The sequence below is a fragment of the Bartonella sp. TT110JLCBS genome (genome assembly GCF_042193405.1).
Lineage (GTDB): Bacteria > Pseudomonadota > Alphaproteobacteria > Rhizobiales > Rhizobiaceae > Bartonella.
Genome location: NZ_JBHILT010000002.1, coordinates 204,754 through 226,300, shown reverse-complemented (window position 1 = coordinate 226,300; position 21,547 = coordinate 204,754). Strand labels below are relative to the sequence as shown.

The following is a 21,547-nucleotide window of genomic DNA, read 5'->3' as shown; positions in this document are numbered from 1 at the left end:
ACCTTTTAACCACTTTAATCACTACTCTTCAAATAAGGGTATTTTACAGCACAATAGAACACCTCCCCAAACAATAACTGATTACACCATTAATATTTGTAAACCTCTCTTTCATGTTAAGAAATATCTCTATACTGAAAAATAAAAAAGCACTTTTACTGCCTAAACAAATTGCTTCAGCAATACATGCAAACAAAAATGAAATTCAGTAATATAAAAAAAGGAATTAAACCTAAAAATCTCTATTTTCATAGATAAGAACATATAAAATCAGCATCTACGAAGTTCATCAAAATAAAACACATTTTCTTTGATAATTGAATTCATTCAACTCAAACCAACCTATAAACAGTGCTTATTCCATATTCACAATACATTAAAATCCCTACTACCGATTTCTAAATTTCTAGAAAAACCTATAAATTTGATATTTTAAGCCTTTTATGGCTCTTAAATGAATTTAAACTGATGATGTTATAACAATTTTAAATTTTTGTATTCTTAATTGTATAATCTATCGCTATAATCCATAAAGATTTTACACTCTTCTTTAAGAATTATAAATTTTGTTTTTTTATGCGATTAACAAACCAATTCTTAAAATAAAATATGATCTTTAGATATATATAATGATATTATTAAAAACTCCCAATCCCTGAATATCAACAATATTTCTGATATTGTAATATTATAATAAATGTATTGTAAAATTACGAACTGTCATAATGGTCACTACTTTGTATTTTATTTGAATACTTACATGCGTTATTAATATTTGCATCAGAATTTATTTTTTGTGCTCTATTTAAAGCAGGGTAATCATTTTTATAAAAAATGCTTAATTAAATTATGCATTAAAATTCGAATTTTGATACTAATTTAATGAAAATAAAAACACATGGCATATTGGTTTTATTATTTTTATAGAGAATGTTATTTTTCTTGAAGTCTTTATTTTATCTGAAAGACTACTGTATTTTTAAAGGCAATAACAACGATGTTGACCACCTCATGGAAGCCAATAGACTTTTAAAGATTAAACCTCAAGAGGCACAAAAAACACGCGCAATTTTCTGTTTTTCACTTTACTGTTCATCAATTGGTCAATTTTCGAAGACAACACTCAGCCATCAATTTCCTTAATCTCAGCCATTGCAAGGATTTCTTCTATAAGGGGTACTTCATTTTTTAGACTATTATAGCTACTGATCCCTCATAAGCAACCACTGTGCTTTTAGAGTTTTAATTTCTAAAAGCACGCACAATTCTCTCCCTTGCACTTTATTTTCCTCAATCAGTCAATTTTCAAAGGCGGCGTTCAACCATGAGTTTTTTAATTTCAGCAATCGCTTTCGCTGGATTTAATCCCTTTGGACAAGTTTGCGCACAATTCATAATCGTATGGCAACGATAAAGGCGGAAAGGATCTTCTAAATTATCAAGACGTTCACCACACATTTCATCACGTGAATCCGCAATCCAGCGATAAGCTTGAAGCAAAACAGCAGGACCCAAATAACGATCACCGTTCCACCAATAACTTGGACATGAAGTCTGACAACACGCACACAAAATACACTCATAAAGGCCATCGATTTTTTGGCGATCGGAGTGACTTTGTAACCATTCTTTTGCAGGTTCAGGAGAAACTGTTTGTAACCAAGGCTCAATAACTCGGTGTTGCGCATAAAAGCGATTCAAGTCAGGAACCAAATCTTTAACAACTGGCATGGACGGCAAAGGGTAGACTTTAATGGGGTGTTTTACATCATCCATACCTTTGGTACAAGCCAATGTATTGGTTCCATCAATATTCATCGCACATGAACCACAGATGCCTTCACGGCATGATCGACGAAGTGTCAAAGTTGGATCAATATGGTTTTTAATAAACAAAAGCCCATCAAGAATCATAGGACCACAAGCAGAACGATCCACATAATAAGTATCTAGATGAGGATTTTCCTCATCATCAGGCGACCAACGATACACGTGAAATTCCGTCAGCTTTGTAGCACCTTCAGGTTTAGGCCAAACCTTTCCCGGTTTTACTTGAGAATTTTTGGGAAGCTTAATTTGTACCATATTTCATTCTCCCCTTAATAAACCCGTTTTTTAGGTGCAATGCGCTTTAAATCGATCCCACCATCAGCTTCAGATGTTAATGGGTCCACATGGACAGGTCGATATGATAATGTCACCTTACCCTCTTTTGACAAATGTGAAAGCGTATGTTTACGCCAGTTTTTATCATCACGCTCTGGATAATCTTCACGAGCATGAGCGCCACGGCTTTCTAAACGGGCTTCAGCAGAATGAACAGTCATGATTGCATTCGCCATGAGATTTTCAAGCTCTAATGTTTCAACCAAATCAGAATTCCATATCAGAGAACGATCTGTGACTTTGAGGTCTGACAATTCCCCCCAGATTTTATTCATCCGCTGACATCCTTGTTTCAAAGAATCTTCTGTACGAAATACAGCCGCATCTTCTTGCATCGTGCGTTGCATTTTTTCACGCAATAGAGCTGTTGGTATCGCTCCTTGTGCAAAACGTAAACGATCAAAACGCGCTATAATTTCGTCAACAGCTTCTTCATTAAGGGGTGGAATTTCTGCATTCCGATCAATAACTTCCCCCGCGCGAATGGCAGCAGCACGACCAAACACCACAAGATCAATTAATGAATTTGACCCCAAGCGATTAGCCCCATGAACAGAAGCACATCCTGCTTCTCCTACCGCCATCAGCCCTGGTTGAATACGATCAGGCGAATCAGCCGTTGGATTGAGAACTTCCCCGTAGTAATTGGTAGGAATCCCACCCATATTATAATGAACCGTTGGCAAGATGGGGATAGGCTCTTTTGTTACATCCACACCTGCAAAAATCCGTGCTGATTCCGAAATTCCTGGTAAACGTTCGTGCAAGATTGCAGGATCAATATGGTTGAGAACCAAATGAATATGGTCCTTCTTAGGTCCAACACCACGCCCTTCACGAATTTCAAGTGTGATACAACGCGAAACCAAGTCACGTGAAGCCAAATCCTTAAAAGAAGGTGCATAGCGCTCCATAAAGCGTTCACCTTCAGAATTGATTAAATAGCCTCCTTCACCACGGGCTCCTTCTGTAATTAAGCAGCCAGAACCGTAAATCCCTGTAGGATGGAATTGCACAAACTCCATATCCTGAAGAGGCAATCCAGCACGTGCGATCATTCCACCACCATCACCCGTACAGGTATGCGCCGATGTCGCGGAAAAATAAGCGCGTCCATAACCACCGGTTGCAAGAACAACCATTTTGGCAGAAAAACGATGTATTGTACCATCATCGAGATTCCATGCCACAACCCCCGTACAAACCCCATCCGTCATGATGAGATCGAGTGCAAAATATTCAATAAAAAATTGCGCATTATGCTTTAAGCTTTGTCCATAAAGCGTATGCAAAATAGCATGTCCTGTACGATCAGCGGCTGCGCAAGTACGCTGAACAGGTGGACCTTCACCAAATTGTGTCGTATGTCCACCAAAAGGACGCTGATAAATTTTGCCTTCTTGCGTCCGCGAAAAAGGAACGCCATAATGTTCTAATTCATACACAGCAGCAGGAGCATTACGCACCAAATATTCCATTGCATCGGTATCACCCAACCAATCAGAACCTTTCACGGTATCATATAAATGCCACTGCCAATTATCAGGTCCCATATTTGAAAGCGATGCAGCAATTCCCCCTTGTGCTGCAACCGTGTGTGAGCGCGTTGGAAAAACCTTCGTAATACAAGCTGTCTTTAATCCTTGTTCCGCCATACCCAATGTTGCACGTAATCCTGCACCACCTGCCCCAACAACAACAACATCAAATTTATGATCTACAGTGCGATAAGGGGCGTTACCTGCTTTAGCGCCCAGAGATGATCCTGTACCCGCCATATTTGTTTAACCCCCTAATGCAATTTTCAAAAGAGAAAAAATAATGATACCACCTATGAGAAAACAAAATAAAATATTTAACGTCAAAAAGAATATCCGGAAACCTTCACGTGGAATATAATCTTCAATCACCACCTGCATACCAAGTTTCATATAATAAAGGACCGAAAAAGTCATCAATCCCATCAAAATAGCAACAATAGGATGTGCAAGCCGTGCACGCACAATGCTATAGTCCTTTCCCACAAGCGAAAGAATAAGAACAATAAAAAATATCAAAAGTGGTAGATTGATAAACCCTGTCAAACGTTCTAACCAAAAATGCTCTGTTCCTTCATGAGCACTGCCACGCCCCCGTACTTTTCCAAGTTCCGTTCGAAAATCTTTTTTCATATCTCTTTTCACCCCCAGCTAAACAACGGTATATCCAATAATCCAAATCGCAAAAGTAACAATAAGAGAAATAAACACTGTCGCCCAAGCAGTGACTGTTGCCTTTTCTTTTGCCAAAAGGCAAGGTTTCAGATCCCAAACAATGTGGCGAACACCACCAACCATGTGATGAACCCCTGCCAAAGTATAAAGAAACAAAATACACAATCCAAACCAAGAACTATAAATCTCGTGAACCGTTCTGAATGCCTCCTCCCCACACGCAATAGCAATTAACCAAACAGCAAGAAAAACCGTTCCAACATAAAGTGCCATACCTGTAATGCGGTGTGCAATGGACATAGCCATAGTAATTGTCCAACGATAAATACTTATATGAGGGGAACGAGGGCGCTCTTTTATCCTAGTTTTCTCTGTCATAAAATATCCTGACCTGGTTTTTACTGCAACCGCAATGAACGAGAAAGTTCGCGCAAAACGACTAAATATATTCTCTCGTTTTCACTTGTTTGGCATCTCAAGATACCGATACTACAGGTCGGTTGTCTCAAATAACGGATTAAAGGTCACGCATAAAAAAAACCGATTACTCCACGGATATGATCCGCAAAACTTGCTTTAATCTAATACAATTTTATCTTCACGTCAAAGGCCTAACATCTTTTCTCAAATATAAACAGGCATTTTTTCAGATTAAACTTATCTTTTTGAGTATCCACGATATATACAATGGTCTCTTAAATTGCACCCATGATTAAGAATAATAAAGAGGAAAAAATTGATAGATTAAACATTTTTATATCCCCTCCAAGCCTTTTAAAAGACAAAACGAATCACGAAAGACACAAATAAGCGGCATAAAAGCCGCTTTTGCATAAAGTTTAGCCGATATAATCTTTACTCAGCAACTTGCGCTTCAACATCTGTGCTGACAGATGCTGCTTCTACTTTCTCAACAACCTTTTCAGCTTTTTTCCGATAATCTCTCTTTTCAGCGATACGCGCAGCTTTACCTCTCAAACCACGAAGATAATAGAGTTTTGCACGGCGCACTTTACCACGGCGCACCAGCTCAACACCTTCAATCAAAGGAGAATAAACAGGAAACACCCGTTCCACCCCTTCACCATAAGAAATCTTGCGTACAGTAAAGGTCTCATTCAACCCACCGCCTGAACGTGCAATACAAACACCTTCATAAGCCTGAACACGCGTCCGCGTACCCTCCGTCACACGCACCATGACCCGGACTGTATCTCCTGGCTTAAATGCTGGAAATTGGCGCTTTTCTTCAATTTTTGCACATTGTTCAGCTTCAAGTTGTGCGATAATATTCATTTCTTTTATCCTTCATGTTCTTTATCGAACAGTCAGAGCGCTCAACTCTTACCAAAAAAGCCTTTATTAAGAATAAGGAGCTCTTTAGGCTATGTCTTACACAGGAGCGAATACACCATTCCTTCATTTTAATTTTGGAACTACCAGAAAACCTTTTATAAAAAACTCTCTAAAAAGAGAGCCATGCAATACACCACCTTATCATATGAATCAAGTTTTCTGATGATTTTTATCATAACGCGCATAAAGATCAGGGCGACGTTGACGTGTTAACAATTCGGCTTGGCTTTGACGCCAATCTGCGATCGCTTTGTGATGACCTGAGAGCAACACAGGCGGGATACTCCGCCCTTCGAAAAGAGAAGGGCGTGTATATTGCGGATGTTCCAGCAAGCCATTTTCAAAACTTTCACACTTTGCAGAAGCGGCATTCCCCATCACTCCAGGCAGAAGACGTATGATAGCATCTAAGATAACCAATGCAGCTGTTTCACCCCCTGAAAGAATATAATCACCAATAGAGACTTCTTCTAATTCTCGTGCTTCTATGACTCGCTCATCAACCCCTTCAAAACGTCCACAAACCAACGTTACACCCGTATCACGAGCCAAGCTATGCGCATAAGCTTGGTCAAAAGGGCGCCCACGTGGACTCATCAACAATCTTGGCGAATCCTCTGGATAACTATCAAGTGCAGCCGCCAATACATCCGCCCGCATCACCATACCAGCCCCCCCACCAGCTGGTGTATCATCAACGCTATGGTGTTTATCCAACGCAAAATCCCTAATCTGCACTGTCTCTAGTGACCAAATTCCGCGCTCTAAAGCTTGCCCAGCTAAAGAATACCCTAAAAAACCAGGAAACATTTCAGGATAAAGAGTTAAAACGCGCGCCTGAAACTTCATTTTTATTTTTTCATCCTCATTTTCTTATTCTTAAACAGACTCTTATAGTAAAAATAGCACAAAGCAGACCTTATAACGCTATAGCGTTAATCTAAATCTCCTCCATCTGCTATCTTATGCCATATTCAATACTATCCCTCTCTTCAATACTCGCGCTTTAAAATAAAGATCTTTACTCTCCCCCTCTAAAAATCCAAGCAATATTTAGAATATCAAAACACCAGTATTCCATTTTGGATCACTTGCATTCTTAACATTTTCCACTTTTTATTTTTTTAGATTCAAGCTATTTCCTTTTTATCACTGTCTCCCCCATCAATTAAACCAGCTGCCATGGGATCAACAACAAGAAAACCAGAATCCATACAAATTTCTGGTACCGCCGCCTTACTAAAGGGAATGAGCGCTCTTTTGCCCGTATTCAAACGTATTTCAAGCAAATCACCAGCCCCGAAATTAAAAAAACCACACACTTCACCTAAGGTTTTTCCACCACAATCTTGAACACACAAGCCTATTAAATCGACCTGATAAAACTCATCCTCCATCAAATCGTCAATTAATTGATCACGCGTCACATAAAGGCGAATACCTTTTAAAGACTCAGCCGCATTACGATTTTCTACCCCTTTAAAACGTACAATCGCCTTATTTTTTTGTATGCGAAGAGTTACAATTTCATAAGAACGCCCCATATCATCATAAAGAGTGCTGTAAGACTTGAAACGCTGTGGCTCAGCACTTAGAATTTTAACAAAAACACCACCCTTTATACCATGAGGCATACCAATAATGGCAAGATAGACTTTATTTTTAAGCTTTTCTTTATTATACTTCATGCAAAAATATTATCTCTCAAAAATGAACCCTTCAATCTTATAGTTTTCTATTCAATCTTGTTGCCATATGAGACAATCTTCTAAAAGACCTTTCTTGGTAACAAAAACAAATTAATAAAGGAGAAAGTCTTATGGCAAATATTATGCTATTTTACAAAGATATCACACCAATCAACAAAATTTCCCATAAAAATCTAAAATTTGCCCCTCCAAGTGATATGTCTTTTGCCAAAGATACGCACTGGGTTCCTTTAGCAAGTACTGAATATTTTCAAGCAGCACTAGACTATCCTATTTTATTTATGTGCGCCGAAGATGAACAAAAAAAACGGCACTACACATCCGCAGCTCTTGTCGGTCTTTCTAATGACGAAAATGACTATATCACTTCTGATAAAAGTTGGAAAAACAATACTTATGTTCCCGCTTTTGTCCGTCGCTATCCTTTTGTTTTGGCACAAATTAGCAATGAAAAAGAACTTTCTGTTTGCTTTGATCAACAGTCAGGTATGTTTAATGAAGTTGCAGGAACAGAACTTTTTAATTCTGACGGCTCTATTTCTCCTTTTATGGAAGAACGTATTCGCTTTCTTGAAAGTTTTAAAATTGCTATGGAGAAAACCTCTGAGTTTATTGATGCTCTTGTAGAAATGGATCTTCTAAGCCAAAAATCCATCAATGTGAAAAACGATAAAGGTCTCTCAGCGCAATTGGAACATTTTTGGGTTGTTGATGAAGAAAAATTGAATAAATTATCAGCAAGCCAACTTGCCAAACTTCATAAAAATGGCTTTTTAGGATTAATTTTTGCGCATTTGATGTCAACGCACAATCTTTTAAAAATACTCTCTCTCAAAGGTGAAAAGCAACTTATCAATCGTGAAGAGCAACCCCAAAACAAGAATGATCATTCTAACGATGAAAAATCTAAAAAGAAAGAAACCCTCAACTAGATAATGCCTATCAAAAACGACAAGAGAAAAGATGAAAATATTCCTCTCATTCCAGCAGATCATGCAGTTTTAAACGCAAGGAAAAATTGGTTAGAGTGTCTTACCCAAACACGTCGTATGTCAGCACAAACAGTGCAAGCCTATGAACGTGATACGCGGCAATTTTTGTCTTTTCTCTGTCAACACTTAAGCCATACACCAACCCTTACAGATCTTTCTCATTTACGCATCAGTGACTTGCGTGCTTATCTTGCTTATCGGCGTACAAACAATGTAAGTGCGCGCTCTTTAAGCCGAGGGGTGGCAGGCATCCGTTCTTTTTTCAAATACTTATCACGTGAAGGAATCGTCAATGTTCCCGCGGCTCAACTTATCCGAAGCCCCAAACACCCCAAATTGCTCCCAAAACCTTTAGCGATAAAATCAGCACTTCACATAGTCAAACAAGAAAACCAGCTAGAAAATGAACCTTGGATTAGCGCTCGTAATGCTGCTGTCCTCATGCTTCTCTATGGCTGTGGAATGCGAATATCAGAAGCCTTAAGCCTCACACCAGAACAATTTTCTGATCCTGAAAAAACAAGTTTATTTATAACAGGAAAAGGGGGAAAAACACGCCTTGTTCCCCTCATCAAAATTGTTTACGAAGCTGTACAAAATTATCTCAATTGTTGCCCATATCCTTTAGTGGATAACCAACCCATATTTCGCGGGGCACGAGGCGGTCCCCTACAACCCGCCATTATTCAGAAAGCTGTACGCAACTTACGAGCAAGCCTTGGTTTACCAGAAACTGCAACGCCCCATACACTGCGCCATTCTTTTGCCACCCATCTTTTATCACGGGGGGGAGATTTGCGCACGATTCAAGAACTTCTTGGGCACGCTAGCCTTTCCACCACACAAATCTATACCCATGTCGATACAGACCATTTGTTAAAAATTTATCAAAAGGCCCATCCCCGTTCCTAAAAGTGTCTCATCAAAAAATTAGAGTGTTTCAACCTCAAGTGCCAAAGCATGGACACAAGTAGCTAACTCTTCTTGTAAAACTTTATAAATCGCTCGATGTATTTCTACGCGTGTCATATTGGAAAAAGAAGAAGATAAAATTTTCACTCGAAAATGTGTTTCTCCTTTACCATCAAAAGCATGTTCATTATGAGAATGCCCCTCATGAAGATGACTTTCGTTAATCACTTCAAGCTTTTGCGGATGAAAAGCATCCTGAAGCTTTCTCTGGATTATTGTTTCTATAAACATTTTTCATTCCTCAAACAAAATGAACGTGCAAAAATACACCTTTTTCATAATAGAATAAGTGTGAAAACAAATTTTTCAAAAGTCAATTCTTGTAAAATTAATCAATTTTGCATAAACCAATAATATGACAATAACATCTAAATTATTCGATTCAATTCGCATAAGCTCAAATAAAAAACAAAAAGCTGAGCCAGAAGCGCAACAGTGTCAGTGGGAAGGTTGTGAAAAAACAGGGGCCCATAAAGCACCAGCAGGTCGAAATCACGAAGGACAATATTTATATTTTTGTATTGAACACGTACGCGCCTATAATAAAAATTTTAATTACTTCTCTGGTCTTAGCAATAAAGATATCGCAAAATTTCAAAAGGATGCTCTCACAGGACATCGTCCGACATGGCCTACAGATCTGAGCAATGGTACATCGAAAAAAACAGCCGCGAATTATGCAAAGATTCGCTCTGGCACAGCTGCCTATCAAAATCGCATGCGCGATCCCTTCACGCTTTTTACTGGGCAGCATTCAAGCAATAAGTTCTCACGAAAATTAAAGCCCTTAGAAGCAAAAGCTTTTGATACACTGGGACTACAGGCAAACGCTTCAGCAGAAGACATCAAAATGAAATATAAAGAGTTGGTAAAAAAGCACCATCCTGATTCCAATGGTGGTAATCGTGCTTCAGAAGAGCGCTTTCGTGATGTTTTACATGCTTACAATTTGCTAAAAAAGTCTGGTTTGTGCTGAAAACATGCGCTTATATGAGTCTATTTTCATTTAGACCATCATTATTTGCGCAAAATGTTACTTTTTTTGCAAAACATTATAGAATACGTAAAAAAATCTTTCTTCAATATCTAAGGCTCTCATTATAGAGCATTGCATAAATACTTTAACTCTTGTATCGTTTCTAATGAATAAATAGCGTCCTCTCCCTTCCAGAAACATAATGACAAATCTTACCGTTGAAAATTTGCCCGATATTACACTTTGTGCTCGCGATCTATTTCATATTGAAACAGATCTGAAAGTCCCTGCTTTTAGCACAAAAAGTCCCCATGTCCCTGATATCGATCCTGATTATCTTTTTGATCAGCAAACAACTTTAGCGATTCTCGCAGGTTTTACCTTTAACCGCCGTGTAATGGTTTCTGGCTATCACGGTACAGGGAAATCAACGCATATTGAACAAGTTGCTGCACGTCTTAACTGGCCTTGTCTTCGCATTAATCTCGATAGTCATGTAAGTCGTATCGATCTTGTAGGAAAAGATGCTATCGTTTTAAAAGATGGTTTACAAATCACTGAATTTAAAGAGGGCATTTTGCCATGGGCTTATCAAAATAATATTGCTCTTGTTTTCGACGAATATGATGCGGGGCGTCCCGATGTTATGTTTGTTATCCAACGCGTTCTTGAAACCTCTGGAAAACTAAGCTTACTTGATCAAAGCCGTGTCATCTCTCCCCATCCAGCGTTTCGTCTTTTTGCAACGGCAAACACCATTGGTCTTGGTGATACAACTGGTCTCTATCATGGTACCCAACAAATTAATCAAGCTCAAATGGACCGCTGGTCTATTGTTACAATACTCAATTATTTACCCCATGATAAAGAGGTTAATATCATTTGTTCAAAGGTCAAATCCTTTCAAACGACTGAAGGAAAAAAGATAATTTCACAAATGGTTCATGTTGCTGATATGGTACGCCAATCTTTTATCAATGGAGATCTTTCAACTGTCATGAGTCCACGTACCGTCATTACTTGGGCAGAAAATACAACAATTTTTCAAGATGTCGGCTTTGCCTTCCGATTAACCTTTCTCAATAAATGTGATGAGCTCGAACGTGCCACTGTTGCAGAATTTTATCAACGCGCCTTTGGACAAGAGCTTCCCGAATCACTCATTCATGGTGTTTCGCCTTAAGGAATCTGTCACTCATGGCTACCGATATTGGCGACAACAAAAATCCGGCAAAAGATTCTTCCAACAACACTCTTAATACTGAAGCTTTTAAAAAAGCACTTTCCACCTGTATGCGTGCGATTGCAGGCACAAACGACCTTGAAGTTTCCTTTAGTCATAACCGACCATCTTTAAGCGAAAGTTGCGCGCGTTTACCAGAATTACCTCAATACGCAACGAATAAAGCCATCACCATTACCCGCGGATTAGGTGATTCCATGGCTCTGCGCAAAGCATGGCATGACAACCGCATTCACATGCAATTTTCTCCACTAGAATCAGAAGCACGTGCTGTCTTTGATGCCCTCGAACAAACACGTGTTGAAGCAATTGGTACTTTAGCCATGGAAGGACTTGCAAAAAACCTTGATATCATGCTCGCCGATAAATACCAAAGAGCTCATTATCATAAAATTAGCGACCAAAGTGAAGCCCCCATCCAAGAAGCGATTGCACTTTTATTGCGCGAAAAAATAACAAAGCGCACTGCTCCAAGAGAAGCGGGTCCTGTTTTAGAATTGTGGCGTCAAGAACTCGAACAAAAAGCAGCATCACAACTCAATGAACTCCCACATCATATTTACAACCAAAAGGCTTTTGCGCAGATCGTTTGCCAAATGCTTGTTACACTCAAAATGACAGTGCAACAAGATGAAGCTTCTAATAGTGAAAATAATAAAAAATTAAAAAACGAATGTGAACCTCAAGACCAAGCAAAAGAAGAAAGTAAAAACAAAAAACGCGCTCAAAGTGAAGAAAAAACCAGCACTGAACAAGAAAGTGATGTGCAAGACGACGGAAAAACACAAGCGACACACTCAAACAACAATGATCAAGCTGACGGCGAACAAAAAAATGGACCTTGGCAAGAAAAGCCGAGCAGACCCAAACACCTTTTTTCTGATTCGGAACAAATGGAAAGACTTGGCAATTATAAAATCTTCACCCGTCAATTTGATGAAATTTTGGAAGCAACAGATTTTTGTTCTGAAAACGAGTTAGATCACTTACGCCGTTATCTTGATAAGCAAATCAATCATCTCCAAAACATTGTTGGACGTTTAGCAAACCGTCTTCAGCGCCGTCTTATGGCACAACAAAATCGCAACTGGAACTTTGACCTTGAGGAAGGATATCTCGATACCGCACGGCTTCCACGCCTTATTATTGATCCAACACAACCCCTTTCTTTTAAAATGGAAAGCAACACCCAATTTCGGGACACAGTTGTTTCACTTCTCATTGATAATTCTGGCTCAATGCGCGGACGCCCCATTAGCGTTGCTGCAAGTTGCACGGACATTTTGGCACAAACGCTTGAGCGTTGTGGTGTCAAAGTTGAAATTTTAGGTTTTACCACTAAAACTTGGAAAGGGGGAAAGTCACGCGAAAAATGGCTCGCACAACATAAAACTCATCATCCTGGACGCCTCAATGATTTATGCCATATCATCTATAAAAGTGCTGATACCCCATGGCGTCGCGCACGACGCAATTTAGGCTTGATGATGCAAGAAGGATTATTAAAAGAAAATATCGACGGAGAAGCTCTGATTTGGGCTCATCAACGCCTTTTATCACGGCGTGAACAACGTCGCATTCTTATGGTCATTTCTGATGGTGCCCCTGTTGACGATTCGACACTATCGGTCAATTCCAGCAATTATCTAGAAAAACATTTACGCGCAGTGATTCAAGAAATCCAAACACATTCTCCTATCGAACTTATTGCCATTGGAATTGGTCATGACGTCACACGTTATTATCAACGTGCTGTAACAATTATGAATGCTGAAGAACTTGCCGATGCCATAACAAAACAATTAGAAATACTTTTTAGTGATAAAAGGACTTATATTCATAAGAAATAAACTTGCCTTGAATCAGCAACGATTACATTTTAAAAAATTATTTCTATCATTAAACCATCGGAATTTGATGGCTAACAACCTGAGAAGATAATCCCACAAATTGAATATCGAACTTTAAGAAAGCTTCTACTTTACTGGATGCATTATGAATTCTAAAAGAAATGCTCCAACCATCTTCAAAAATTATAATGAGTTTGTTTTTACTTTCTGGTTATATTGCGACTGATAAAGTTTTGCTTAGAACTTTTCATTTACAACCATATCCCAGAGTACCCTTCAAATTAAAAGACTGAATAATCACCCGTTTTTGCCTCGATCTTGTGTTATTTCATTATATTTAAATATTGAAATATACATATATAGAAAAATATCTCCACTAGACATAGCTCTAAAATGCTGCTCTCACAGAAAATATAATGCCTAGACTTTCACCTTCAGTAAAACAAAAAGATAAAAATCATTATTTATTACAAACAAAAGAAGAATTATCCTTTGAATGACTTTGATAAAGAGGAAGCTTTACGATGTTAAGAATTGTTCCATAAGGAATCAACATCAACAGACTCATAATAATTTTTACCGAAAAATCACCAAAAGCAAGTGAGAGCCAAACTGGCATGCCTATCCCTCCCAAAACAGTACTCTCCACCAGTGAACTATCAGCATAGCCTGTTATCTTATCAAGAACGGCAAAAAAGCTAGAAAAAGCAAGAGAAAAAAACAACACTGTATCCAAAGCCGAACCAACCAACGCTGCTGCTAAAGGTGCTTTCCACCATGTTTTACGTCGCAAAGGAGTAAAAACAACAATATCAAGGAGTTGCCCAAATAAAAATGCAAAACTAGAAGCAAGAGCAAGTCGTGGTGTCGCCAATATCCAAGAAACAAAGACACCCGCAAAAAAACCAGCATAAACCACACGCCGCGCCGCAGATGGCCCATAAAAGCGATTGGTCAAATCATTGATTAGAAAAGCAAATGGATAAGTAAAAGCCCCATAAGTCAACAGCTCATTCAAATCAAACCAATAGACAGGATATTGAACTAAAATATTAGAAGCTGTGACAGCAAAGCACATTGCAAAAATAGAAAAAACAACATACCTTTTCTTTTGCTGTTCTAATAAAGGACCGCTTGAAGACATTTTTTTAACCTGGGATATGGAACCAATAAAACAGCGCGATCAAAAAGAAAAAAGCCAAAAACAATAACGCTGAAAATTACGCTGCCTGCTCAGCCTTCTGCTCACCTTCTTGCTCAGCTTTTTTCTTAACGATTTGGCGTTTTAACAAACGCGCACGTTGTGACAACTCTTTATCGTCTGCTTTAATCAAAAAACCATCAAGACCACCGCGGTGCTCAACAGAACGCAATGCACTTGCTGAAATGCGCAAGCGATAACTTTGCTGTAACACCTCTGAAATCAATGTCACATTGCAAAGATTTGGTAAAAAACGACGCCGAGTCTTATTATTTGCATGGCTAACATTATTACCATACAGAACCGTCTTCCCTGTCAATTCACATGCACGAGACATAAACCTCACCCTTAAACTCTAAGAAACTTTCAAATCCCCATACCCAAAGGACACAATGAACGCAAAACACGCGCAATGCAACCTTGAACGGGCATCATTGGGAAGTTTCTTTCTAATAGGGGGTCGACAACAAAAGGTCAAGTCTTTTATAAAACCTTTTTCATCTCTTGTTGGCTCATTTTTCATCTTTTTCCTCAATAAGACGTGCAAATTCCGCCAAAAAGCGTACAAAATGTTTTTTTTAAATATATACCATGTTAGAATAAAAGCCTATTGTCCCGAAAGGAAGCATAAATCATGAGAAAAAAAGAGCCCCCCATGACAAAGCTTCAGGGAAATTCTTGCCGTTTTTCTTCTTTTTTATTTGGAACTTTATGTATTTGTTTTTTTCTTCTCTTTAGCGCATTAGGTATATGGCAAGTACAACGGTTAAACTGGAAAACAAATCTTATCACCAGTGCCAATCAGCGCATTCATTTGCCCCCCATAAAAGCCCCCCTAAAAAATCAATGGTCAGATATTACTTTTGAAAAAAATGAATATCAACCTGTTGTTATCACAGGAAAATTTTTAACAGATAAAAATATTTTAGTCACTGCTGCCGCTCAAAATACTACAGGCTATTGGGTTTTGACTCCTTTACAAACTGCTGATAATACACTGATCTTTATCAACCGTGGTTTTATCCCTATGGATGAGCGTAACAATTTTCAAAACTCAGAGCAATTACATAAAAATGCTTCATCTCAGCAAAATTCTACCACGGACACAGAACAAACAACGATTATAGGTTTATTACGCATGAGTGAAAAAAATGGATTTTTCCCGCGTAAAAATAATCCTGACAAAAATTTATGGTATACGCGCGATCTCCCCGCTATGGCACAAAAACTTGGTTTGTCCACTGTTGCTCCTTATTTCATTGATGCCAGAAAAACAACCCCACAAGCAAACCTTCCTGTCGTTGGTCTTACGATTATTCATTTTCGAAATAATCATCTCGTTTATGCAATCACGTGGTTTATTTTAGCTGCTGGTGTGTTAGGAGGTTTTCTTTTTCTGCTACGGCAAAAAAACTAAAAAAATACCTTTTCCATCTCAAGTAACAAAAATTTTTAGAATCTTGAAAACTGATAAAGAGAACAAAAGCTACCAACTTGCGCCTTTGTTAAATTAAAGATCGTAGGCATACAATGAGCTTTATACCATTCACAAAAGATTTACGCGACACTCTTAAAAAAATTGTCATAAACGCTTTTGAAAAACATAAAGTTAAATTTAAAAATGATAGGAAAGATAGGCACTCATTTTTGTCTTTATAATTTTATATTCTTGCTTCATTAGATTATTTCCCATTTCAGAGATTACTCCAATCGATACACGCAATACTTTCGCCTTCATCTAGTATAAAGGCTAATATAGCAGAGAACATACGGAAGCATTTTTTGTTTCACAACTGCTATAAAAATGAGATGTTGAGTTATAAGCAACAAAAAAACATTTAATGTCTCAATGAGACTTTTATACCTATCATCACACCTCAAATGAGAGGTTTTTACAGGATAATAGAAAAAGGTGAGTATTCTATATTCTAAAAAGACAGTTTATCCTTTCAGTGTATTTTGCTAAAGGCTTATGCTATAAATGTATAAGCTTGTTTTACTAGAATTTTAACTCTTTCATTTTTAAGGCTTCTATTATGGGTGTTGTTGGAAAAAATTTTCCCATACCTGATCTTCATCAGGTTCGTCGTGTTCTTCTTTCTGTGTCTGATAAAACGGGCGTGGTTGCTTTTGCACAAGCTCTTCATGCTACCTACAATGTTGAATTGATTTCAACAGGAGGAACAGCCAAAACCCTCATAGCGGCTGGTTTACCCGTAAAAGATGTTGCTGAAGTTACTGGATTTCCTGAGATAATGGATGGACGTGTAAAAACACTCCATCCTTTGATTCATGGTGCTTTGTTAGGAGTAAGAGAAGATCCTAGCCATAGGGAAGCTATGGAAAAGAACAGCATTTATGGAATTGATCTTTTGGTGGTGAATCTTTACCCTTTTGAAGAGACGATCCTATCGGGAGCTGATGGACAAACGATTCTTGAAAATATTGATATCGGTGGACCGGCGATGATTCGCGCCGCGGCAAAAAATTATGCTTATACCGGTGTTGTAACAGCGATAAAAGATTATGATTCGATTCTAGCTGAATTAAAGCAGCATAATGGATGTTTAAGCTTATCCATGCGTCATCAGCTAGCAATGCGCGCTTATGCACACACCGCTGCTTATGATACGGCAATAGCATCGTGGTTTGCAAGGGATTTAGAAATTGAAACTCCATCGTGGCAGAGTTTTTCTGGTCATCTTGAAAGTGTTATGCGCTATGGGGAAAATCCACATCAACAGGCAGCATTTTATCGCAATAATGAAAAACGTTTTGGTATTGCAACAGCAAAACTTTTACAAGGCAAAGCGCTTTCTTATAACAATCTGAATGATACAGATGCAGCCTTTGAACTTGTGGCAGAATTTGATCCGCAAAAAACCGCTGCTGTCGCTCTTATTAAACATGCCAATCCTTGTGGTGTTGCGGAAGGAGAAAATTTGAAAGAAGCTTATTTGAAAGCTCTTATGTGTGATAATGTATCGGCATTTGGTGGAATTGTTGCTTTAAATCAAACCCTTGATGAAGAATGTGCAGAAGAGATTGTTAAAATTTTCACGGAAGTGATTATTGCGCCTGACGCAACAATGGCAGCACGTGAAATCATTGCGCAGAAAAAAAATCTTCGTTTGCTTATTACAGGTGGTGTCCCTGATCCACGTTGTGGAGGACTTCTTGCGAAAACACTTGCAGGAGGCATTTTAGTGCAATCGCGTGATAATGTGGTGGTTGATGATCTTAAATTGCAAGTAGTGACAAAGCGGGCACCAACTCAAGATGAAATGCGTGATCTTCAATTTGCTTTTCGTGTAGCAAAACACGTTAAATCAAATGCTATTGTTTACGCGAAAAATAGCGCAACAGTTGGAATTGGAGCTGGACAAATGAGCCGCATCGATTCAGCAAAAATTGCTGCAAGTAAAGCAGCAGAAAGTGCGCAAAGAGCAGGCTTAACAGAAACTCTCACAAAAGGGTCTGTTGTTGCATCAGATGCATTTTTTCCTTTTGCAGATGGTTTATTAGCAGCAGCTGAAGCAGGGGCAACAGCAATTATTCAACCAGGAGGCTCCATGCGTGATGAAGAAGTTATCGCCGCAGCGGATGCACAGGGATTAGCGATGGTTTTTACAGGAACACGACACTTCCGACATTAATAATTTTGCTGATTCCCTCTTCGTATGAGACAAATGTTTCAAGGAATTTTTCATAATTATCGTATAACTATTGATAACTGTTGAAATGGAAGCAGTTATTCAATCCAAAGAATCTACACGTGAAAAAGTTTATCACCGCAGAAAATGCACATAATTTAGCCATTGTTTAGGGATAAGATGTTTTTATTAACATTTTAATGGTTGCCCTTTCACATGAGGAAAATGTTAAAGGGATATTACTTTTTATGTAATTGCATACCTGTTATGATATTATAACACAACTCTTTTTAGTAATATGCTCTATTCTTAAACTAGAGAGTGTAATGAAAAGTTTGAGTAGAGGATATGAATATTCTACGTTTTTATAGTAATTGGCGCCGTTATCGTCGAACCGTTAATGCGTTAAGTCGTCTTTCAACATATGAACTCAGCGATCTTGGAATTTGTCGAGGTGATATTGATTCGATTGCACGACGTTATTCGCGTAAATCTTTATGAAAATTGTTTGAGATATTTGAGAGAATGCTTTGCTATAAAAAAGCGCGCATTTTGTGGTTTGTTATTATGACTTTATTTTTAGTATAATAACAAAGAGCAGAAGAGTTATTTTTCTCGGCCATTGTTATGTATTGTTTCTCGAATTTTCAGTGCTTCTATGATGTACAACTTTTGATTTGTAATAATAATTTAGCGTTATTCATATTAAATTAGAACCCTGAATACCGTAAAATCCCCCTCGTTTCAAATCTCCCCCTCGTTTCAAATCTATGTATGTTGAATTAACCAAAACCATTCGCCTGCACGTTACAAGCGGGGAGAGCCGTATGGATAAAAAACTATTAAGAAAAAGCTAAAAATACCGCTTATGAACCCTCTCTAGTGCCAAAAGCTGTTACAAACATTGGGCACTGATCAATAGTGTGATAGTGCCGAACTGCTCTTTCATAAGCATAAAGATGGGGGGTGCTTAATGGATTTACAGTTATACCCATCACGGGCATCGTCGCAAAATAGGCTTGGAAGCGTTAAGGGATTTTTCTTTAAAATAAGTCCGTGAATATACAATACAATAGCGCTCTGTTTTTCGTGAGGAGTGTAACCCTATGTAATGCAACTCTCTCAGAGAGAAATGTTGATCCCAACATCACAACTTAAGAACTTATCGAAGATAAGCAACAGCTTAATTTTCTCTCCATATTTTTAAAGGATCAAAATCCTTAACTGGTACCCATCTGTCAACAATGATCTTTCAAAAACCTTTTTTTCTGAAGCCAATCCCTTTTAGCATCACCTCATGAGATCCTATGAGCAAACCTTGCCTAAAAACATTCAACCCATACTCCAACAAAATGCTTCATGTATAAAATTGATATAATCTTCAAATTTTGAGAATATGACCACAATAAACGATAATGTTTTGCAACACGCAAGATAAAACCCAATATACTATGGGTTGGAACAATGTTCTAATTTTTATCAAACGCTTTACGGATAAAACGCCAACGAACTTTTTCCTGAAATGCAGGACGAAAATATAAAACAATCTGTTGTGTCCGTTGTGGACCTGTTAATTCTGCAAAATCAATTGAATCTTCAAGACAAATATCTGCGTCAGGCGATATAAAATACCATACTTGTTCGCTCTTCTCGTTCTTTACGGCTAAACACACACGTTTGCCATCATAGTTAACTTCAACTTGTGGATGAAGATGAAAGCGAACAGCAACATGATCTTGTTCATTTTGCACACTCTTGTGTCTCTTTCCCCCTTTATTGGGCATAAAAAAGCGATCAAAACCTTCGATCGTATCTCCATTTGTCGCCAAAATAAGACCACGCTCATGAATAAGATTAAAGGGTCGCACATAACCATTATGACTCGCAATAAAACCCGTTTTTTCTGAATCCTCTATACGGCGCACTTGAACATCTGTTGGTCCATCAAACAAAAATGGCGCGCCATTTTTCTTTTTATGATAAAAAGCACCCACTGAACAATCATTAAGCGTAGCTGTTGAATGTGCTGCAGTAACACGCCCTAAATGTCGATAATCTTCCCGCCCATCAGGATTAACACCGGTATTGATAATAAAACGGTGCCCTTGTGAAGACATTTCAAAAGACAAACACCCCGAACAAGCCTGCTGTGCTACAGAGCGGGGTGGAAACTTTCCTGTATCTGCAAGCACTGTTGTTTGATTGGCTTTTAAGCGCTGAAATCCTGAATAACGGGCATAACTAAAAGGATGCCCTCCTGTTTCATCAAGCTCCAAAAGCGATGATAACCGTTCCGACACAAGGGGACCAACCCCATTAAAATGAGCCAACGTTTGATCCTCATGGATAAAGAATCGTAAAGCTGGCAACATACGCTCAACAGAATCAATCAAAATACGGGGTGCTGTTTCATTGCTACGCATAAAAAGATGCCGTAACGACAATAAATCCGATAACAAATTCAGCAAAATAACAGGACTACGGGAAATATGCCCACCATCAACTAGGATTTGACGGGAAAGCTCCTCTATAAGTGTGGTTTGTACCTTTTTTTTCACTGCCGCAGAAACAGGCAAAGCAAGAGATGCGAATGTCAAAGCTACTGCTGCTTGTAAACGTTGATCATTGTGCTCCATACTACAAATTGTTACGCGCAAATAACGAAATTGCAAACCAAGTGCACGCAAAAAGCGTTTTTCAAACCGCTCACTTGCCCCTTCTAACAACATTTTCGAATGACAAATCCATGAAATCAAGCGCCGCGCCACAACAGGACCACTCCAAGCAAGTCCTTTTACCTTCTTGCCAGCATGGTCAAACCAATCTTCTAAAAGAGAGCGTGCATGTGCAGAAGCTAAATCACTTCCTGCTGCCTCCATATGGCGCAACCAATGAAAATCATGTAGAGCCGCTTCCCATTCAAGCGTTGGCGGGACCAATGAAAACGGCGAAACAGCACCAGAATGAACAATGTGACCAGCAAAAGCAAAACGACCATGATAAAATTCATGCGCCATCATCGGATCAGCTACATGCAAATCCATGGGATGCGCTAAAATTTTATGAGGACGAAACCCTGAAAACCGCCAACGAAACAATGGTCCAACCCATAAACGCCGCATAACATTCTGTATCGTATCGATACAGGCTGCCACTTTTACCTGAGGAGCTTTTACCGCAACCGCCAAAATTTCATCTCCATTTATGCTGAATCAA

19 protein-coding genes and 1 pseudogene are annotated in these 21,547 nt (G+C 38.6%); 8 read left to right on the top strand and 12 right to left on the bottom strand.

The window, feature by feature from the left end; translation table 11 throughout:
* Positions 1–1,305 precede the first annotated feature (1,305 nt).
* From ACFILW_RS02015 to rimM, 7 genes are all read right to left on the bottom strand, one after another.
* Positions 1,306–2,085, bottom strand: coding sequence for a succinate dehydrogenase iron-sulfur subunit (locus ACFILW_RS02015; RefSeq protein WP_273790055.1), 780 nt, complete (start codon positions 2,083–2,085; stop codon positions 1,306–1,308).
* A gap of 14 nt (positions 2,086–2,099) precedes the next feature.
* Positions 2,100–3,944 carry a succinate dehydrogenase flavoprotein subunit gene (sdhA, locus tag ACFILW_RS02010; RefSeq protein WP_375622125.1) on the bottom strand — a complete coding sequence of 615 codons (1,845 nt, stop codon included), beginning with the start codon at positions 3,942–3,944 and terminating at the stop codon, positions 2,100–2,102.
* Positions 3,945–3,950: 6 nt separating this feature from the next.
* On the bottom strand, positions 3,951–4,337 hold the full coding sequence (sdhD, locus tag ACFILW_RS02005) for a succinate dehydrogenase, hydrophobic membrane anchor protein (protein ID WP_273790057.1): 387 nt from the start codon (positions 4,335–4,337) through the stop codon (positions 3,951–3,953).
* Positions 4,338–4,355: 18 nt separating this feature from the next.
* On the bottom strand, positions 4,356–4,757 hold the full coding sequence (sdhC, locus tag ACFILW_RS02000; RefSeq protein ID WP_375685001.1) for a succinate dehydrogenase, cytochrome b556 subunit: 402 nt from the start codon (positions 4,755–4,757) through the stop codon (positions 4,356–4,358).
* A 477-nt stretch (positions 4,758–5,234) separates the two neighbouring features.
* Positions 5,235–5,675 carry a 50S ribosomal protein L19 gene (gene rplS / locus ACFILW_RS01995; RefSeq protein WP_375645587.1) on the bottom strand — a complete coding sequence of 147 codons (441 nt, stop codon included), beginning with the start codon at positions 5,673–5,675 and terminating at the stop codon, positions 5,235–5,237.
* Between the two features lie 210 nt (positions 5,676–5,885).
* A complete protein-coding gene (trmD, locus tag ACFILW_RS01990; RefSeq protein WP_375684999.1) occupies positions 5,886–6,584 on the bottom strand; it encodes a tRNA (guanosine(37)-N1)-methyltransferase TrmD in 699 nt (232 codons plus the stop codon).
* A 281-nt stretch (positions 6,585–6,865) separates the two neighbouring features.
* Positions 6,866–7,423, bottom strand: coding sequence for a ribosome maturation factor RimM (gene rimM, locus ACFILW_RS01985; protein WP_375622122.1), 558 nt, complete (start codon positions 7,421–7,423; stop codon positions 6,866–6,868).
* A 131-nt stretch (positions 7,424–7,554) separates the two neighbouring features.
* On the opposite strand from rimM, the gene ACFILW_RS01980 reads away from it, so the two are divergent.
* Positions 7,555–8,376 (top strand): SapC family protein, encoded by an 822-nt coding sequence (locus ACFILW_RS01980; protein ID WP_375622121.1) that lies wholly within the window; start codon positions 7,555–7,557, stop codon positions 8,374–8,376.
* A gap of 3 nt (positions 8,377–8,379) precedes the next feature.
* Complete coding sequence (locus ACFILW_RS01975) at positions 8,380–9,348, top strand: tyrosine recombinase XerC (RefSeq protein ID WP_375622120.1); 969 nt, start codon at positions 8,380–8,382, stop codon at positions 9,346–9,348.
* Between the two features lie 18 nt (positions 9,349–9,366).
* Here ACFILW_RS01975 and ACFILW_RS01970 read toward each other — a convergent pair whose 3' ends face one another.
* Positions 9,367–9,639, bottom strand: coding sequence for a BolA family protein (locus ACFILW_RS01970; protein ID WP_375622119.1), 273 nt, complete (start codon positions 9,637–9,639; stop codon positions 9,367–9,369).
* A 124-nt stretch (positions 9,640–9,763) separates the two neighbouring features.
* Here ACFILW_RS01970 and ACFILW_RS01965 point away from each other — a divergent pair, with 124 nt between their 5' ends.
* The 3 genes from ACFILW_RS01965 to cobT all read left to right on the top strand — a co-directional run bounded on the left by ACFILW_RS01965 (position 9,764) and on the right by cobT (position 13,477).
* Positions 9,764–10,384, top strand: a complete 621-nt coding sequence (locus tag ACFILW_RS01965) for a J domain-containing protein (protein ID WP_375639821.1) — start codon at positions 9,764–9,766, stop codon at positions 10,382–10,384.
* Positions 10,385–10,586: 202 nt separating this feature from the next.
* Positions 10,587–11,567: a cobaltochelatase subunit CobS gene (gene cobS / locus ACFILW_RS01960; protein WP_375608469.1), complete on the top strand. Its 981-nt coding sequence runs from the start codon at positions 10,587–10,589 to the stop codon at positions 11,565–11,567.
* 14 nt (positions 11,568–11,581) lie between these two features.
* A complete protein-coding gene (gene cobT, locus ACFILW_RS01955) occupies positions 11,582–13,477 on the top strand; it encodes a cobaltochelatase subunit CobT (protein ID WP_375684997.1) in 1,896 nt (631 codons plus the stop codon).
* Positions 13,478–13,526: 49 nt separating this feature from the next.
* Here cobT and ACFILW_RS01950 read toward each other — a convergent pair.
* The 3 genes and pseudogenes from ACFILW_RS01950 to rpmB all read right to left on the bottom strand — a co-directional run.
* A pseudogene (locus tag ACFILW_RS01950) lies at positions 13,527–13,676 on the bottom strand (HaeIII family restriction endonuclease); the annotation flags it as partial.
* A gap of 261 nt (positions 13,677–13,937) precedes the next feature.
* A complete protein-coding gene (locus ACFILW_RS01945; protein ID WP_375622116.1) occupies positions 13,938–14,621 on the bottom strand; it encodes a VUT family protein in 684 nt (227 codons plus the stop codon).
* Positions 14,622–14,697: 76 nt separating this feature from the next.
* On the bottom strand, positions 14,698–15,015 hold the full coding sequence (rpmB, locus tag ACFILW_RS01940) for a 50S ribosomal protein L28 (protein ID WP_375622115.1): 318 nt from the start codon (positions 15,013–15,015) through the stop codon (positions 14,698–14,700).
* A gap of 297 nt (positions 15,016–15,312) precedes the next feature.
* Here rpmB and ACFILW_RS01935 point away from each other — a divergent pair, with 297 nt between their 5' ends.
* From ACFILW_RS01935 to ACFILW_RS01925, 3 genes are all read left to right on the top strand, one after another.
* Positions 15,313–16,095, top strand: a complete 783-nt coding sequence (locus tag ACFILW_RS01935) for an SURF1 family protein (protein ID WP_375684995.1) — start codon at positions 15,313–15,315, stop codon at positions 16,093–16,095.
* 619 nt (positions 16,096–16,714) lie between these two features.
* Positions 16,715–18,334: a bifunctional phosphoribosylaminoimidazolecarboxamide formyltransferase/IMP cyclohydrolase gene (purH, locus tag ACFILW_RS01930; protein ID WP_375684993.1), complete on the top strand. Its 1,620-nt coding sequence runs from the start codon at positions 16,715–16,717 to the stop codon at positions 18,332–18,334.
* 345 nt (positions 18,335–18,679) lie between these two features.
* Positions 18,680–18,832: a DUF1127 domain-containing protein gene (locus ACFILW_RS01925; protein WP_273790070.1), complete on the top strand. Its 153-nt coding sequence runs from the start codon at positions 18,680–18,682 to the stop codon at positions 18,830–18,832.
* Positions 18,833–19,800: 968 nt separating this feature from the next.
* Here the strand turns inward: ACFILW_RS01925 and ACFILW_RS01920 are convergent.
* Entirely contained in the window at positions 19,801–21,519 is a 1,719-nt protein-coding gene (locus tag ACFILW_RS01920; RefSeq protein ID WP_375645595.1) for a heparinase II/III family protein, read from the bottom strand.
* Positions 21,520–21,547: the final 28 nt, after the last annotated feature.

Bases quoted from the DNA above. Each gene is read 5' to 3' on its own strand.
- ACFILW_RS02015 (WP_273790055.1), bottom strand. From the start codon at position 2,085: ATGGTACAAATTAAGCTTCCCAAAAATTCTCAAGTAAAACCGGGAAAG.
- sdhA (WP_375622125.1), bottom strand. From the start codon at position 3,944: ATGGCGGGTACAGGATCATCTCTGGGCGCTAAAGCAGGTAACGCCCCT.
- sdhD (WP_273790057.1), bottom strand. From the start codon at position 4,337: ATGAAAAAAGATTTTCGAACGGAACTTGGAAAAGTACGGGGGCGTGGC.
- sdhC (WP_375685001.1), bottom strand. From the start codon at position 4,757: ATGACAGAGAAAACTAGGATAAAAGAGCGCCCTCGTTCCCCTCATATA.
- rplS (WP_375645587.1), bottom strand. From the start codon at position 5,675: ATGAATATTATCGCACAACTTGAAGCTGAACAATGTGCAAAAATTGAA.
- trmD (WP_375684999.1), bottom strand. From the start codon at position 6,584: ATGAAGTTTCAGGCGCGCGTTTTAACTCTTTATCCTGAAATGTTTCCT.
- rimM (WP_375622122.1), bottom strand. From the start codon at position 7,423: ATGAAGTATAATAAAGAAAAGCTTAAAAATAAAGTCTATCTTGCCATT.
- ACFILW_RS01980 (WP_375622121.1), top strand. From the start codon at position 7,555: ATGGCAAATATTATGCTATTTTACAAAGATATCACACCAATCAACAAA.
- ACFILW_RS01975 (WP_375622120.1), top strand. From the start codon at position 8,380: ATGCCTATCAAAAACGACAAGAGAAAAGATGAAAATATTCCTCTCATT.
- ACFILW_RS01970 (WP_375622119.1), bottom strand. From the start codon at position 9,639: ATGTTTATAGAAACAATAATCCAGAGAAAGCTTCAGGATGCTTTTCAT.
- ACFILW_RS01965 (WP_375639821.1), top strand. From the start codon at position 9,764: ATGACAATAACATCTAAATTATTCGATTCAATTCGCATAAGCTCAAAT.
- cobS (WP_375608469.1), top strand. From the start codon at position 10,587: ATGACAAATCTTACCGTTGAAAATTTGCCCGATATTACACTTTGTGCT.
- cobT (WP_375684997.1), top strand. From the start codon at position 11,582: ATGGCTACCGATATTGGCGACAACAAAAATCCGGCAAAAGATTCTTCC.
- ACFILW_RS01945 (WP_375622116.1), bottom strand. From the start codon at position 14,621: ATGTCTTCAAGCGGTCCTTTATTAGAACAGCAAAAGAAAAGGTATGTT.
- rpmB (WP_375622115.1), bottom strand. From the start codon at position 15,015: ATGTCTCGTGCATGTGAATTGACAGGGAAGACGGTTCTGTATGGTAAT.
- ACFILW_RS01935 (WP_375684995.1), top strand. From the start codon at position 15,313: ATGAGAAAAAAAGAGCCCCCCATGACAAAGCTTCAGGGAAATTCTTGC.
- purH (WP_375684993.1), top strand. From the start codon at position 16,715: ATGGGTGTTGTTGGAAAAAATTTTCCCATACCTGATCTTCATCAGGTT.
- ACFILW_RS01925 (WP_273790070.1), top strand. From the start codon at position 18,680: ATGAATATTCTACGTTTTTATAGTAATTGGCGCCGTTATCGTCGAACC.